At 70.1% G+C, this 12,901-nt stretch carries 15 protein-coding genes; 10 read left to right on the top strand and 5 right to left on the bottom strand.

Annotation, left to right across the window (positions count from 1 at the left end):
- Window positions 1-23: 23 nt before the first annotated feature.
- The 4 genes from BM140_RS05090 (at window position 24) to BM140_RS05075 (ending at window position 2,362) form a co-directional block, all read left to right on the top strand.
- Window positions 24-1,229, top strand: a complete 1,206-nt coding sequence (locus tag BM140_RS05090; RefSeq protein ID WP_244535296.1) for an MFS transporter — start codon at window positions 24-26, stop codon at window positions 1,227-1,229.
- Between the two features lie 118 nt (window positions 1,230-1,347).
- Window positions 1,348-1,722 (top strand): hypothetical protein, encoded by a 375-nt coding sequence (locus BM140_RS05085; RefSeq protein WP_091942611.1) that lies wholly within the window; start codon window positions 1,348-1,350, stop codon window positions 1,720-1,722.
- 121 nt (window positions 1,723-1,843) lie between these two features.
- On the top strand, window positions 1,844-2,080 hold the full coding sequence (locus tag BM140_RS05080) for a hypothetical protein (RefSeq protein ID WP_091942609.1): 237 nt from the start codon (window positions 1,844-1,846) through the stop codon (window positions 2,078-2,080).
- Window positions 2,081-2,362: a hypothetical protein gene (locus tag BM140_RS05075; protein WP_091942607.1), complete on the top strand. Its 282-nt coding sequence runs from the start codon at window positions 2,081-2,083 to the stop codon at window positions 2,360-2,362.
- A gap of 82 nt (window positions 2,363-2,444) precedes the next feature.
- Here the strand turns inward: BM140_RS05075 and BM140_RS05070 are convergent, their stop codons facing one another.
- Window positions 2,445-2,693, bottom strand: coding sequence for a DUF3297 family protein (locus tag BM140_RS05070; protein WP_091942605.1), 249 nt, complete (start codon window positions 2,691-2,693; stop codon window positions 2,445-2,447).
- 36 nt (window positions 2,694-2,729) lie between these two features.
- A complete protein-coding gene (locus BM140_RS05065) occupies window positions 2,730-3,356 on the bottom strand; it encodes a CatB-related O-acetyltransferase (protein ID WP_091942603.1) in 627 nt (208 codons plus the stop codon).
- Window positions 3,357-3,431: 75 nt separating this feature from the next.
- Between BM140_RS05065 and BM140_RS05060 the strand changes: the two genes are divergently transcribed.
- The 3 genes from BM140_RS05060 to BM140_RS05050 all read left to right on the top strand — a co-directional run bounded on the left by BM140_RS05060 (window position 3,432) and on the right by BM140_RS05050 (window position 7,729).
- On the top strand, window positions 3,432-5,765 hold the full coding sequence (locus tag BM140_RS05060) for an NADP-dependent malic enzyme (protein WP_091942601.1): 2,334 nt from the start codon (window positions 3,432-3,434) through the stop codon (window positions 5,763-5,765).
- Between the two features lie 171 nt (window positions 5,766-5,936).
- Window positions 5,937-6,677 carry an RDD family protein gene (locus BM140_RS05055; protein ID WP_114435977.1) on the top strand — a complete coding sequence of 247 codons (741 nt, stop codon included), beginning with the start codon at window positions 5,937-5,939 and terminating at the stop codon, window positions 6,675-6,677.
- Window positions 6,671-7,729 carry a GYF domain-containing protein gene (locus BM140_RS05050; RefSeq protein ID WP_091942597.1) on the top strand — a complete coding sequence of 353 codons (1,059 nt, stop codon included), beginning with the start codon at window positions 6,671-6,673 and terminating at the stop codon, window positions 7,727-7,729. Before BM140_RS05055 ends, BM140_RS05050 begins: the two co-directional genes overlap by 7 nt.
- 70 nt (window positions 7,730-7,799) lie before the next feature.
- On the opposite strand, the gene BM140_RS05045 is transcribed toward BM140_RS05050, so the two are convergent.
- The gene (locus tag BM140_RS05045) at window positions 7,800-8,552 is read right to left on the bottom strand and encodes a phosphodiester glycosidase family protein (protein WP_091942752.1); all 753 of its coding nucleotides are present in this window, start codon (window positions 8,550-8,552) and stop codon (window positions 7,800-7,802) included.
- Window positions 8,553-8,904: 352 nt separating this feature from the next.
- On the opposite strand from BM140_RS05045, the gene BM140_RS05040 reads away from it, so the two are divergent.
- The gene (locus BM140_RS05040; RefSeq protein ID WP_091942595.1) at window positions 8,905-9,444 is read left to right on the top strand and encodes a hypothetical protein; all 540 of its coding nucleotides are present in this window, start codon (window positions 8,905-8,907) and stop codon (window positions 9,442-9,444) included.
- A 59-nt stretch (window positions 9,445-9,503) separates the two neighbouring features.
- Here the strand turns inward: BM140_RS05040 and BM140_RS05035 are convergent, their stop codons facing one another.
- On the bottom strand, window positions 9,504-9,905 hold the full coding sequence (locus tag BM140_RS05035; RefSeq protein ID WP_091942593.1) for a DUF4174 domain-containing protein: 402 nt from the start codon (window positions 9,903-9,905) through the stop codon (window positions 9,504-9,506).
- A gap of 76 nt (window positions 9,906-9,981) precedes the next feature.
- On the opposite strand from BM140_RS05035, the gene BM140_RS05030 reads away from it, so the two are divergent.
- Entirely contained in the window at window positions 9,982-10,998 is a 1,017-nt protein-coding gene (locus BM140_RS05030; RefSeq protein ID WP_091942591.1) for an NADP-dependent oxidoreductase, read from the top strand.
- 180 nt (window positions 10,999-11,178) lie between these two features.
- On the top strand, window positions 11,179-11,739 hold the full coding sequence (ssb, locus tag BM140_RS05025; protein WP_091942589.1) for a single-stranded DNA-binding protein: 561 nt from the start codon (window positions 11,179-11,181) through the stop codon (window positions 11,737-11,739).
- A gap of 147 nt (window positions 11,740-11,886) precedes the next feature.
- On the opposite strand, the gene BM140_RS05020 is transcribed toward ssb, so the two are convergent.
- A complete protein-coding gene (locus BM140_RS05020) occupies window positions 11,887-12,729 on the bottom strand; it encodes an alginate lyase family protein (RefSeq protein WP_165616390.1) in 843 nt (280 codons plus the stop codon).
- Between the last annotated feature and the right edge of the window lie 172 nt (window positions 12,730-12,901).

Below are 12,901 nucleotides of genomic sequence, written 5' to 3'. Positions count from 1 at the left end.
GCCAATCGTGTCGGAGAAGCCCCGTGAGCCGAGCCCTGCCGCTCACCGCCCCCCCCTGCGACGACCGCACCGCCACCCAGCGGCGCAGCCTCGGCGGAGCCTGCCTCGCCCACGCCTTGCACGACGGCTACACCGATCTGCTCTACGTGCTGCTGCCGGTCTGGCAGGCGGAGTTCGGGCTGTCCTATGCCGGGGTGGCGGCGCTCCGCAGCCTCTATTATGGCACCATGGGCGGGCTGCAGATCCCCGCCGACCGGCTGGCCGGACGCCTCTCGATCCGCGCGGCGCTCGGTCTCTCGACGGTGGTCGCCGCAATGGGCTTCGTCGTGATGGGCCTGAGCGGCGGGCTGTTCGGGCTCTGCGCCGGCCTCGTGCTGGCCGGGATCGGATCGAGCATCCAGCATCCGCGGGCCTCGCTGCTGGTCTCGGACGCCTACGGGCGCGCCGCGCGGGGGCCGCTCGGCCTCTACAATTTCGCGGGTGACATCGGGAAGGCGACGTTTCCGGTCGCGGTCGCCCTCATGCTCGGGGTTCTGGCTTGGCGGCCGGTCGCCGGGCTGATGGCCCTCGCCGGGCTCGCGGCGGCGGTCGCCCTCGTCGCCGTGCTGCCGCGCCGCCCCCTGCCCCCAGCGCCGTCACGCGCTGCGGGCCGCGACACGGGCCAATCCCGAAAGAATTTTACGCTGCTGATGGCGGTCGGCGCGCTCGACACCGCGACCCGGATGGGCACGCTGCTGTTCCTGCCGTTCTTGCTGGAAGCCAAGGGCGGCACCGGTGCCGCCACCGGCCTCGCGCTGGCGCTCGTCTTCGCGGGCGGCGCCTTCGGCAAGGCGGTATGCGGCTGGCTCGGCGAGCGGGTCGGCGTGGTGCGCTGCGTGATCGCGACCGAACTCGTCACCGCCCTCCTCGCCGCCGCCCTGCTGCCGCTGCCGCTCGGGCCGACGCTGATGCTGCTGCCGCTCCTCGGGATCGCGCTCAACGGCACCTCCTCGGTGCTCTACGGGACGGTGCCGGACCTCGCGCCGCACGGCGACACCGGCCGGGCGTTCGCCCTGTTCTACACCGCGGTGATCGGCGCAGGCGGGCTCGCCCCCATCGCCTACGGTGCCTTCGCCGACCGCGCGGGCGAAACCGCGGGGCTCCTGATGGCGGCGGCGACCGCACTCGCCACCGTGCCGCCGGTGCTCGCCCTGCGCCGACCGCTGAAAGCCGCGCAAGCGCCGGTATAGCCAAGAACAAGCGCGACTCTTCAGGCTTCCTGAAGTTGCCGCGGGAGACCTGGGGTCACCCTTTCGTCAAGATCGACCGTCACAGGCGTCCCCATACTTCATCGAGGGGACGAACCTGATGCGAATGACCTGTCTCGGCCTCGCCGTGATCGCCGGCCTGTCGGTCTCCGCGCCCGCGCGGGCCGAGAGCCGCACCGCGGTGGGCGTCGGCGCAGGCGCCGTCGCGGGCGCGCTGGTGGCCGGGCCGATCGGCGCCGTGGTCGGCGCGGTGGCCGGCGGCGTCATCGGCTCGAACAGCGGGGCCCGCCCCCGCTCCGCCCGCCGGGTCCGCGCCGCGCGCCATCGTCAGGCCCGCCTGCGCGCCCCGGCCCCGCGCCGGTCGGCGATGGCCGAGCCCCCCGCCTCGGTCGAGCCGATCCGCACCGGCAGCACCGCGCCGGTCGCAGCCCCTGTCGCCGCCCCCGCCGCCTCGGGCTGGCGCGATCCGCGCTGAGGCGGGGCGCGGGAGGTCCCCAAAGGTGTCACTCCCGCGCCACAGCCAGGGAAATGCGCAAGCCAGACCGGTCGCTTGCCATTTTCATGACGCGTTGCGACGCGCAAATTCGCTCCACGCCATGTCCGTCAGCGAGGAAGCGATGGTCGATCCCGACAAGCCGGACAGATTTCCCTCCCCGACCCGCGAGGCCGACCTCTCGGTCGCCCGGGTCACCCGGGGGGTCGCCTACGCCATCGGCAAGCGCCTTTCGGTCGAGCGCGACGGCGCCCTGCCCGACCGTCTCGCCCGCCTCGTGGACCACCTCCATGCCGGCCCCCTCGGCCGCTCCGCCCTCAAGCCTCGTCGAGTCGCCTGAATGTCCAAGATCGAACGCGCCCTCACCGACGCCAACGTGGTCGCCTTCCCGGCCGCCGCCACCGAGGCGGTCGCCGACGAGAACGTCGCCTCGATCATCGAGGTGCTGCAGGACCAGCTCAAGCTCGCCCGCGAGGGCAAGCTGCGCTCGGTCGCGGTGGTCTCGGTCTCCCACGACGGCGGCGCCATCGGCACGCAATGGTCCTGCGCCCACGGCGACGTGGCGAGCCTCATCGGCAAGCTCACCGTCCTGTCCCACGACATGATGGCCGCCCGGAACTGACTTCTTCGGGGTCTTGCAGGTCCGAAAGAAAAGGCCGGCGTCTCGGGACGCCGGCCTTTTTCGTGTCCCATGCGGAGGCCGCTCAGGCCTCGGGAGCCTCGCGAAAATACGGCTCGACCGGGCCCTTCAGCTTCACCGTCATCGGATTGCCGGCCCGGTCGAGGGTCTTGCCGGCCGAGAGCCGCACCCAGCCCTCGCTGACGCAGTATTCCTCGACATTGTTCTTTTCGACGCCCTTGAAGCGGACGCCGACGCCGCGGGCGAGCACCGCCTCGTCGTAGAACGGGCTGTTCGGGTTGACCGAGAGGCGGTCGGGAAGCTGGTCGGACATCGGCGGCGGCTTCGTTTGTGAAGGGATGCGGGCCGGTTACGGCAATCGCGGCGGCGTCGCAACGGCCCGCTCCGCCCGCACCGCCGCGATCAGCTCCTCCACCCGCCCGCTTTGGAGAAGCGGCACCCACCGCGTCACCGTCGCGTGCGGAAACTCCCACCACGCCGTCTCGACCAGCGCGGCCACCGTCGCCTCGTCGAAGCGCCGCCGCACGATTTTGACCGGGTTGCCGGCGACCACCGCGTAGGGCGGCACGTCGCGGGTGACGACGGCATGGGCCGCCACCACGGCGCCGTGGCCGACCGTGACGCCCGACAGGATCAGGCAGCCCGAGCCGAGCCAGACATCGTGCCCGATCACGACATCGCCGCGGGAGGCTTGATAATCCTGCGATGCGTCGGCGCCCGGCCACAACCCCGGCATCGCCGCGAAGGGATAGGTCGAGACCCAGTCGAGCCGGTGATTGCCGCCGAGCAGGATTTCGACCTTGTCGGCGATGGAACAATAGCGGCCGATCGTCAGCCGCCGGCCGGATTCGGGGAAGCGCACCTTCGGGCGACCGTAAGAGTATGCGCCGATTGAGAAATTCCAGCGCCGCGCCAAGCCCGCGAGATGCAGCCGGGTCTCGTTGTGCGGGTTGCGCCCCCGCCTCAGCCGTTGCAACAGATGCCTCAACGATGCGCCCTCCGCGGAAGCGAAAGAGCGAGCGGCGCGGCACGAGCGGGAGAGGACGGCGTCATGGCCGACAACATGTCCGAGGATCTGAAGTCCGGGGCGCTCGTCTACCACCGCCTGCCCAAACCCGGAAAACTGGAGATCCAGGCGACCAAGCCGCTCGGCAACCAGCGCGACCTCGCGCTGGCCTATTCGCCCGGCGTGGCCGCCGCCTGCATGGCGATCCACGAGGATCCGCAGGAGGCCGCCACCCTCACGATCCGCCAGAATCTCGTCGCCGTGCTCACCAACGGCACCGCGGTGCTGGGCCTGGGCGACATCGGCCCGCTGGCCTCGAAGCCGGTGATGGAGGGCAAGGCGGTCCTGTTCAAGAAGTTCGCCGGCATCGACGTGTTCGACGTCGAGGTGAACGAGAAGGACGTGGACAAGCTCGTCGACGTCGTCTGCTCGCTGGAGCCGACTTTCGGGGGCATCAACCTCGAGGACATCAAGGCGCCGGAGTGCTTCGAGGTCGAGGAGCGCTGCCGCGAGCGGATGAACATCCCGGTCTTCCACGACGACCAGCACGGCACCGCCATCATCGTCGCGGCCGCCGTCCTCAACGCGCTGGAGCTTGCCGGCAAGCAGCTGTCGGATGCCAAGATCGTCACCTCGGGCGCGGGCGCCGCGGCACTCGCCTGTCTGAACCTCCTCGTGTCGCTCGGGGCGACGCGCGAAAACATCACGGTCACCGACATCAAGGGCGTGGTCTACAAGGGCCGCGCCGAGCTGATGGACCGCTGGAAGGACGTCTACGCGCAGGAGACCGAGGCGCGGACGCTCGCCGAGGTGATCGGCGGCGCCGACGTGTTCATCGGCCTCTCGGCCGGCGGCGTGCTGAAGCCCGAATATCTGGAGAAGATGGCCGACAAGCCGCTCATCATGGCGTTGGCCAACCCCTACCCGGAGATCATGCCGGATCTGGCGCAGGAGAAGCGCCCCGACGCGATGATCTGCACCGGGCGCTCGGACTTCCCGAACCAGGTCAACAACGTCCTCTGCTTCCCCTACATCTTCCGCGGCGCCCTCGATGTCGGCGCGCACGCGATCAACGAGGAGATGAAGAAGGCCGCGGTGAAGGCGATCGCCGCTCTGGCCCGCGAGACGCCCTCCGACGTGGTGGCCCGCGCCTATGGCGGCGAGGCGCGTCCCTTCGGGCCCCACTCGCTGATCCCGAGCCCGTTCGATCCGCGGCTGATCCTGCGCATCGCCCCGGCCGTGGCCCAGGCGGCGATGGATTCGGGCGTGGCCGGGCGCCCGGTCGAGAACATCCAGGCCTACGCGGATTCGCTCGACCGGTTCGTCCACCGCTCTGGCTTCATCATGAAGCCGATCTTCTCCAAGGCGAAGGAGAACCCCAAGCGCGTCGTCTACGCCGAGGGCGAGGACGAGCGGGTGCTGCGCGCCGCCCAGGCCTTGGTCGAGGACAAGGTCGCCCGGCCGATCCTGATCGGTCGCCCGCGGGTGATCGAGACCCGCATCAAGCGCTTCGGCCTCGCGATCCGCGCGAACGACGACTTCGACCTGATCGATCCCGAGGACGATCCCCGCTACCGCGCCTACGTCTCGACCTATCTCGAGGTGGCGGGACGGCGCGGCATCACACCCGATCTCGCCCGCACCCTGGTGCGCACCAACAACACGGTGATCGGCGCGCTCGCCGTCCGTCGCGGCGAAGCGGATGCGCTGATCTGCGGCCTGGAGGGCCGGTTCGAGACGCGCCTGCGGGTGATCCGCGACATCATCGGCCAGAGCCCCGACGTGCTCGACTTCGCGGCCATGAGCCTGATCGTGACGAAGAAGGGCGCGTTCTTCCTCGCCGACACCCATGTGCGCCCCGACCCGTCCGCCGAGGAGATCGCCGACGTGGCCTTGGCCTGCGCCAACCACGTCTCGCGCTTCGGCCTGACGCCGAAGATCGCGCTGCTCAGCCACTCGGATTTCGGCCAGTCGGATTCGGCGAGCGCCCGCAAGATGCGCGGCGCCCTCGAACGCATCCGCGCCCGCGCGCCGCAGCTTCAGGTCGACGGCGAGATGCAGGCGGATTCGGCCCTGTCCGAGCTGATCCGCGACCGGGTGCTGCCGGGATCGAGCTTCAAGGGCGCGGCCAACATCCTCGTCTTCCCGAACCTGGATGCCGCCAACATCGCCTTCCAGTTCGCCAAGGTGCTGGCCGACGCCCTCCCGGTCGGCCCGCTGCTGATCGGCCCGGCCAAGCCCGCCCACATCCTGACGCCGTCGGTGACGGCCCGCGGCATCGTCAACGTCACCGCCGCCGCGGTGGTGGAGGCCCAGGCCGGTTCGGTCGCCGAACTCGCCGCCGTCGCCGAGCCGGGCGCGGCGCCGGTTTCGGAGTAAGCCCGGCATCCGCGCATCGGTCGGGCGTGGGCGATCCACGCCAGATCGATGCGCGTGTCTTGCCGTACGGCTACGTTTCGATACCTTGCCCGATCATCACCGCAAGGCGAATCGCAAGCCCATGGATCGCGCCAGAGTCGCAGCCGCATCGAGGACCGGTTCGGTCACGCCGTGACGGGCACGGTCGAGCTTAAAACGGACGAACGAGACGTCCGCTCTCTGGCCCGCGCCTCCGTCGCTCGTGCGGTACGCCACGGCGAGATCACGCCCGAAACCCGGCTCGACGGGCCGGAGGCGGTCCGGGCCGGCGACGCCCATCCCCTGCTGTTCCTGGCTCCGCCCGCGCCCACCAGCCTCCCGGCCCGGCTCGATTGGCGCGATACCGCGCCGCATCCGTGGCGACGCTTCGCCGCCCGCATGGTCGATTCGGGGCTGATCGGCAACCTGCTGCTGACCCTCCTGATCGGAACCTTCGCCCTCTTCCGGCCCGACGAGGGTGGAGCGGCCCTGCGCTTCCTCGACACGAAGCTCGGCCTCGCCGTCTCCGCGATCGTGGAGACCGTCATGGCGATCCCGCTCTGCGCCCTCGCCGTGGCCCGATGCGGATCGACGCCCGGCAAGGCCTTGTTCGGCATCCGCCTGCGGCAGGACGGGCGCCGGCCGAACTTCCGGACGATGCTGCGGCGGGAATGGTCGGTCGCCGCACGCGGGCAAGCCTTCGGCCTGCTGCTCCTCGGCCTTGCGGCCAATGCGGCCGCCTATCGGCAGCTGAAGCGAGAGGGCCGCACGCCGTGGGACGCAGCGAACGGGCTGACGGTCCACCACCGGCCGGTGACGTGGGGAATGACGGCGTGGCTCCTGATCCTTCTCCTCCTCACCCTGACCGGCACGTTGGCCTTTCTGCCGTGGTGACGACGGACGGCCCCTGGTGGCGGATCGGCCCCGACGGGCAGCCGAAGGGCCCCTACGATGTCGACGAGATCTGCGCCCTGATCGAGCGCGGCCGAATCCTATGCTCCGACCCGGTCTGGTCGCCGGTCAGCGGCCAGTGGACGCCCCTCGATCGGACGCCGCTCCTCGACGGCGCCCCGTCCCTGCCTCCGCCGGTCCTCGCTCTCGCCGCCGCGGCCCTCGCCTATGCAGCGGTGGTCGGCAGCGTCGTCTTCATCGGAACGGGCGATCTGTTCGACCCGAAGAATCCGCCCTCGCTCTGGGGCCTGCGCTTCCTCTGGATCGGTCCCGCGCTGGCCCTGACGCTCGTCAGCGTCGCCCTCGTGCGGGTCGCGCGGCGCTCGGCGGCCCGCCTGCGGCGACGGCGGCTCGCGGCAGGCCTACGGATGGCCGCGACCTGCGCCGGCATCGTCGGGGGAATCATGGCGTACGGCTCGCTCATCGACGTGACGACCACACCGCAATCGCTGATCGAGACCGCACGGGCGCGCTACACCGTCGAGGTCGTCCCGGACACGAACCGGATCGTGGTGAGCGGCGGTATCGGCTACGGATTCGCCCAGGCGGTCCAGGCGGCGCTCGACAAGGTCGCCGACCCGGTCTGGATCGAGATCGACAGCACCGGCGGTCTCGTCGATGAAGCGTTGCAGGTGGCCCGAGCCATCGAGGCGCGTCCCGGCGCGACTGTCGTCGCCGGCATGGATTGCGACAGCGCCTGCATCCTCGTGCTCATGGGCGGCACGAACCGCCTCGCCTCCGAGGGCAATTTCCTCGGCTTCCACGCCAGTTCGAATGTGCGGGCCGAGGCCGAGCGGTTCATCGTGCTCGGCTTCGATCTGGATCTTTATCTCAACGAGGATCAGGCGGACGCCTACCTGCTCCGCCGGGGCATCCCGTCTGACATCGTCGCCGAGAGCAACCGGCGCGGTCCCCAATCCGTCTATTACGTTGCGGTCGAAACGCTTCTGGAGCGAGGCGTTCTCACCGGCTTGGCCGACCCACCGAAGGAGTGACCGGCGTCCCGGCGATCACGGCTCCGGCCGACTCTCTTCCTTCCTCAGCCGCAGGGCGAGGGGCCACCCCCTACTTCGCCACCGCCCCGACCAGCGGCCCGAGCGGGCGGCTGAGGTCGGAGCGGCCAAGGCCGGGGGCGTAGAGGCTCGACACGCTGCCGTCGAGGAACAGCGCGTTGCGGCAGCCGAGTTCGTTCTTGAACAGCCGGGCGAAGGCCCCGAACGTCACCGGCTGTTCGGAGATGGCGAAGATCGCCGTGCGGCCGTCGTCGCGCACGCCGACGCCGTTGCGGATTTTCTGACTGGGTCCGTCCTCGGAGATCTTGGGGTGGATCTTGCCCTCGATCACCAGCATCGGGCCGGATTGCGTCGCGAAATCGGGGTGGGGCTTGGCCTTCAGGTAGCGGGCGGTGTCCATCACGCCGGCCCGGTCGCCCTTCACGTAGAAGATGCCGTTGGGCTTGAGATGGAAGTTGCCCGGGCCGTTGGCGGTCGAAACGCCCTTCAGCTCGCGCCCCTCCTCGACATAGAGCCCGACCGGCGCCTGCCCCTTGTCGTACATGCCGGCATTCATCGCGAAGCTGAGGCGGGTGCCCTGGCGGTCGGCGAGGCTGCCGAGGGAGGAATAGGGTAGCCCGTCCGGCCCGAGCCAGAACAGCCGCACCCGCTCGCGCCGCAGATCGACGGTACAGACCGTGAAGGGCTGCCCCTCCGACTGTACCGCCCGGCACGGCCCCTTGCTGGCAGCCGGGGCCGGCTCGGCCGAGGCGACGAGCGGGGCGGACAGGAGGAGGCAGGCGGCGAGGAGGGCGAGGCGCGTCACGGGTTCCACGGTCCCTGTCGATCGGCGGGCCTCGCGGACGGATGATCCGGGGCGAGGCTCGTCCGGGCCGGCCCCTCCTCGCCCGAAAGCATGGCGGCATTCAAGCCGGGTGAGCCGCCCTTCGCGCGATGGCCCGGCCTGCCCGGCTTGCCGGTATCGACCTCGGACGCCGGGCCCGGCCCGACCGCCGACATGCGTCGGAGCGCGCCCCGGCGACGCCGGCTGCACGAGCCAGGCGCGGTTTTCATCCCACCTCACGCGATTGAGACCGCCGGTCGCATGAACCCTTCGCGTGCGCCGCACGTTCTGAGCGCACGGGGGAGTTACCCTTCCCTCTGTTGGAGATGGTTCGATGAAACGGATTGTTCTGGCATCGGCCGCCATGGCCGGCGCGCTGGCGATGATCCCGGCGACCGCCGACGCCCGCGGCTTCGGCGGTTTCCATGGCGGCGGTTTCCATGGCGGCGGCTTCCACGGCGGCGGCTTCGGTCGCGGCTTCGGCGGCCCCCGCTTCGGCGGCGGCTTCGGCGGCTTCGGTGGGCACCGCTTCGGCGGTGGCTTCGGCGGTTACCGGGCGGCGCGCTTCGGCTACGGCGGCTATGGCGGCGGCTACCGCGGGGCCCGCTTCGGCTATGGCGGCTACGGCTACCGTGGTTACGGCTATCGCCGCGGCTATGGCGGTCTCGGCCTAGGGCTGGGCCTCGGCCTCGCGACCGGCGCCGTCCTCGGTGCCGGCTATTACGGCGGCGGATACGGCGGATATTACGGGAGCCCCTACGGCTACTCCACCGTCGGCTACGACCCCTATTACGGCGGCGGCTGCTACACCGTCCCGCGCACCCGCTGGACTCCCTGGGGGCCGCGTCGGGTCTGGGTCGAGCGCTGCTACTGAGCGCCGAAATCAAAAAAACGATCGGAGAGGGGCCGCTGGCACAGCGGCCCCTTCTCGTTTCAACGCCGCATCTCGTTGCGGCGCATCGGCATGGCGTCGATGGTGGAGAAGAGCCGCTGGGGCGGGATCGGCTCAGACACGGTGAGCTTGACTCCACCATCCTTGCCGACGAGCACCGCCCGGAAGGCATCGGCGGGCAGCCCGAGTTTCCTGCGGATCGCGACCGCCTCCGCGGCCTTCCCCACTGCCTCGACGGTGACGAGGTCGCGCTCGGCCGAGCCCGCGCGGGCCGAGGCCAGGGCCTGTCGCTGGGCCACGAGCCGGGCGTCACGTCCGTCCGGCGCCGCCAGAACCAGAACCCGCGCCGTCCCGACATACGGCTCCAGCGGATGGCCCTCCGCCATCGCCGCGTCTCCCCTCGTCAGCATCGCCAGCGCGACGATCACAGCCTTCGCCCGCATCGTACAACTTCCATCCGATTGCCGGGACCGACGCCCGACCCATCTGCCCAGTTCCATTCTGACCCCGGAGACGCCCATGACCGTCGTCAACCGCCGGATCGTCCTGGCCGCGCGCCCGCATGGCGAGCCGAAGCCGGAGCATTTCCGCCTGGAAGAGAACCGCGTGAACGCGCTGCGGGACGGCGAGGTTCTGCTGCGCACCCGCTTCCTGTCGCTCGATCCCTACATGCGCGGGCGCATGAGCGCGGCCAAATCCTACGCCAAGCCGGTCGAGATCGGCGAGGTGATGGTCGGGCAGACGGTCAGCGCCGTCGAGGCCTCGCACAATCCGGCCTTCGCGGTCGGCGATCTCGTGCTGAGCCCGGCGGGCTGGCAGGACTACCTCGTCTCCGATGGACGCGGTCTGCACAAGCTCGATCCGGCGGACGGCCCGCCGAGCGCCTTCCTTGGGGCGCTCGGCATGCCGGGGATGACGGCCTATGCCGGCCTTCTCGAGATCGGCCGCCCGCAATCCGGCGAGACCGTCGTGGTCGCCGCCGCCGCCGGCCCGGTCGGCTCGATGGTCGGCCAGATCGCCCGGATCAAAGGCGCGCGGGCCGTCGGCATCGCGGGCGGGCCCGAGAAATGCGCCTACCTGACCGAGACGCTCGGCTTCGACGCGGCGGTCGATCACCGCGCCCCGGACTTTTCCGAGGCCCTGGCCCGCGCCTGCCCCGACGGCATCGACGTCTATTTCGAGAATGTCGGCGGGGCGGTGTTCGACGCGGTGCTGCCACTTCTCAACGATTTCGCCCGCGTGCCGGTCTGCGGCCTCGTCTCGGGCTACAACATGAGCGAGTTGCCGCCGGGGCCCGACCGCTCGGGCCTGCTGATGCGCAATGTGCTGACCAAGCGCCTGACGCTGCGCGGCTTCATCGTCTGGGATTTTGCGGATTTGCACGAGGCATTCCTGCGCGATGTCGGCGGCTGGCTGAAGGCCGGGCGGGTCAAGGCGCGCGAGGACGTGGTCGAGGGTCTGGAGAACGCTCCGGGCGCCTTCATCGGCATGCTGAAGGGCGCCAATTTCGGCAAGCTGGTGGTGAAGGTGTCGTGAGGCGGACCCTTGCCGGGGCCATCGAACAAAAGTAGAACATAACGACGTGGCGCGGCCCGGCGGTGGGAAGCGGGCACAAGCGGCACGGACGACTTGCTCCGGGATGACGGGACCGCCAAGGTTCGCGCCATCGCGGGCAAGGATGAGCCCTGTGAGATCGGATCGGATGGAGAGAGTGGGATGGCGGGCAGCGTCAACAAGGTGATCCTCGTCGGCAATCTCGGGCGCGATCCCGAGACCCGGCGCCTGTCCTCGGGCGACCCCGTGGTGAACCTGCGCATCGCGACGTCGGAGTCCTGGAAGGACAAGATGTCGGGCGAGCGCAAGGAGAAGACCGAGTGGCACTCGGTCGTGATCTACAACGACAACCTCGCCCGCGTGGCGGAACAGTACCTGCGCAAGGGTTCGAAGGTCTATATCGAGGGCCAGCTCCAGACCCGCAAATGGACCGACCAGTCGGGCGTGGAGAAGTACACGACCGAAGTCGTGCTCCAGCGCTTCCGCGGCGAGATGACGATCCTCGACGGGCGCGGCGGTGGCGGAGGCGGTGACTTCGCGGGCGACGACGACCAGGGCGGCGGCGGCCAGATCAGCCGCGGCGGCGACCGGGGTGGCGACCGCGGCGGACGCGACGATTACGGCTCGGGCCGCTCCTCGGGCGGCGGCGACCGTCGTCCTTCCGGCGGTGGCGGTGGCGGCGGTAAGCCGAACTACGATCTGGACGACGACATCCCGTTCTAGGGTTTCTCCCGAGTCGCACGCCGATTGTCGGCCGTGCCTCGTCATGGGACGAGGCACGGCCGCTTTCGCTCAGGGCCGCGCCCCATACACCAGTCCAGGGCGTGCTCTCTTTCGAAAAAGACGGAAACCGCCTTCCGGAGCGATCCTTTACCGGCAGCGCGTGGGCAGCGCGCGCAGATTGTCGATTCTGCCGCCCAGCATGTCCATCGACACGTTCGGCGCGCCCTTGCCCTCCAGGGCCTTGACAACATCCACCGCACTGAGCGGCAATTGTCGGCTCGATGCCTGCTCCGCAAGGAGCTGCTGGTTGGCCTCGAGCGTATCCAGCAATCCTTCGAGCCGCTGCATACGGTCGCTCTGTCGTGCGTCGAGACCGCCGCGGCAGCGCCGCAGCAGGTTTAAGCCGAGGAGCGGGATCGCGGTGAAGACATGGTAGTTCGACGCCCTGGGTCCGCGCGCGAGTTCCAGGGGCATGACCCCGTCGTCCCGAATTCGGTCGGTCACCATGGCCTCCCGTCCCATGGCCCAGCGCCACGCATCGTCATCGTGCAGAATGTAGGCCGCCGCCCCGACGGCGAGGGCAGCCCAGGCGGCATGGTTGTTCTTGATCGACCGGGCATCGTGATAGGCACGCACCTGATCGCTGACCGTCCGCAGCCAACTCTGGACCTCCGGCGGGATCCGCGCGCCGCCGGCCTGGGCCTTGATGATCGCGAGAGCGGTCGAGGCCAGGGACCATTGCTGAGAGAAGCGCGCCTGATCGGAGGTGGGCGCCGTCAGCGGATCGGTCGCGACCCATGCCGTCATCGCCGGGCCGAAGCAGCGGGCAACCGCGGCATCCCCGCTCATGGCGGCATCACCGAGGCTCCCGATCGTCTTGGTGAAGGCATCGAGGCCCGCAAGGGACTGGCGGTTGAACGCCTTCGCGTCCGGATCGCGCTCTTCGGTCCCACTCTTGTAAGTCCCCATCGCGTTGATTTCGGCCGTCACGGTCGGCAGGACGTGACAGCCCTGCCCCGTCCCCCCAGCGCTCGCCCGCTGAGGAGCGAGGGCGACGCCCCCGAGTAAGACGAGGGCAGCGATCGCGGTTCGCCCGTGATGAAGATCCGATCGTGCGTGGAAGCCCATCATCCTCTTCAGCCCCTTGCGGTCCTCTGCCGTT

Origin of the sequence: Methylorubrum salsuginis (genome assembly GCF_900114375.1) — a bacterium.
GTDB lineage: Bacteria > Pseudomonadota > Alphaproteobacteria > Rhizobiales > Beijerinckiaceae > Methylobacterium > Methylobacterium salsuginis.
This window is presented reverse-complemented; position numbering and strand designations above follow the sequence as displayed.

Coding starts and splice junctions, on each gene's coding strand:
- BM140_RS05030 (WP_091942591.1), top strand. CDS start 9,982: ATGACCGTCGTCAACCGCCGGATCGTCCTGGCCGCGCGCCCGCATGGC.
- BM140_RS05060 (WP_091942601.1), top strand. CDS start 3,432: ATGGCCGACAACATGTCCGAGGATCTGAAGTCCGGGGCGCTCGTCTAC.
- BM140_RS05070 (WP_091942605.1), bottom strand. CDS start 2,693: ATGTCCGACCAGCTTCCCGACCGCCTCTCGGTCAACCCGAACAGCCCG.
- BM140_RS05035 (WP_091942593.1), bottom strand. CDS start 9,905: ATGCGGGCGAAGGCTGTGATCGTCGCGCTGGCGATGCTGACGAGGGGA.
- BM140_RS05040 (WP_091942595.1), top strand. CDS start 8,905: ATGAAACGGATTGTTCTGGCATCGGCCGCCATGGCCGGCGCGCTGGCG.
- BM140_RS05075 (WP_091942607.1), top strand. CDS start 2,081: ATGTCCAAGATCGAACGCGCCCTCACCGACGCCAACGTGGTCGCCTTC.
- ssb (WP_091942589.1), top strand. CDS start 11,179: ATGGCGGGCAGCGTCAACAAGGTGATCCTCGTCGGCAATCTCGGGCGC.
- BM140_RS05080 (WP_091942609.1), top strand. CDS start 1,844: ATGTCCGTCAGCGAGGAAGCGATGGTCGATCCCGACAAGCCGGACAGA.
- BM140_RS05085 (WP_091942611.1), top strand. CDS start 1,348: ATGCGAATGACCTGTCTCGGCCTCGCCGTGATCGCCGGCCTGTCGGTC.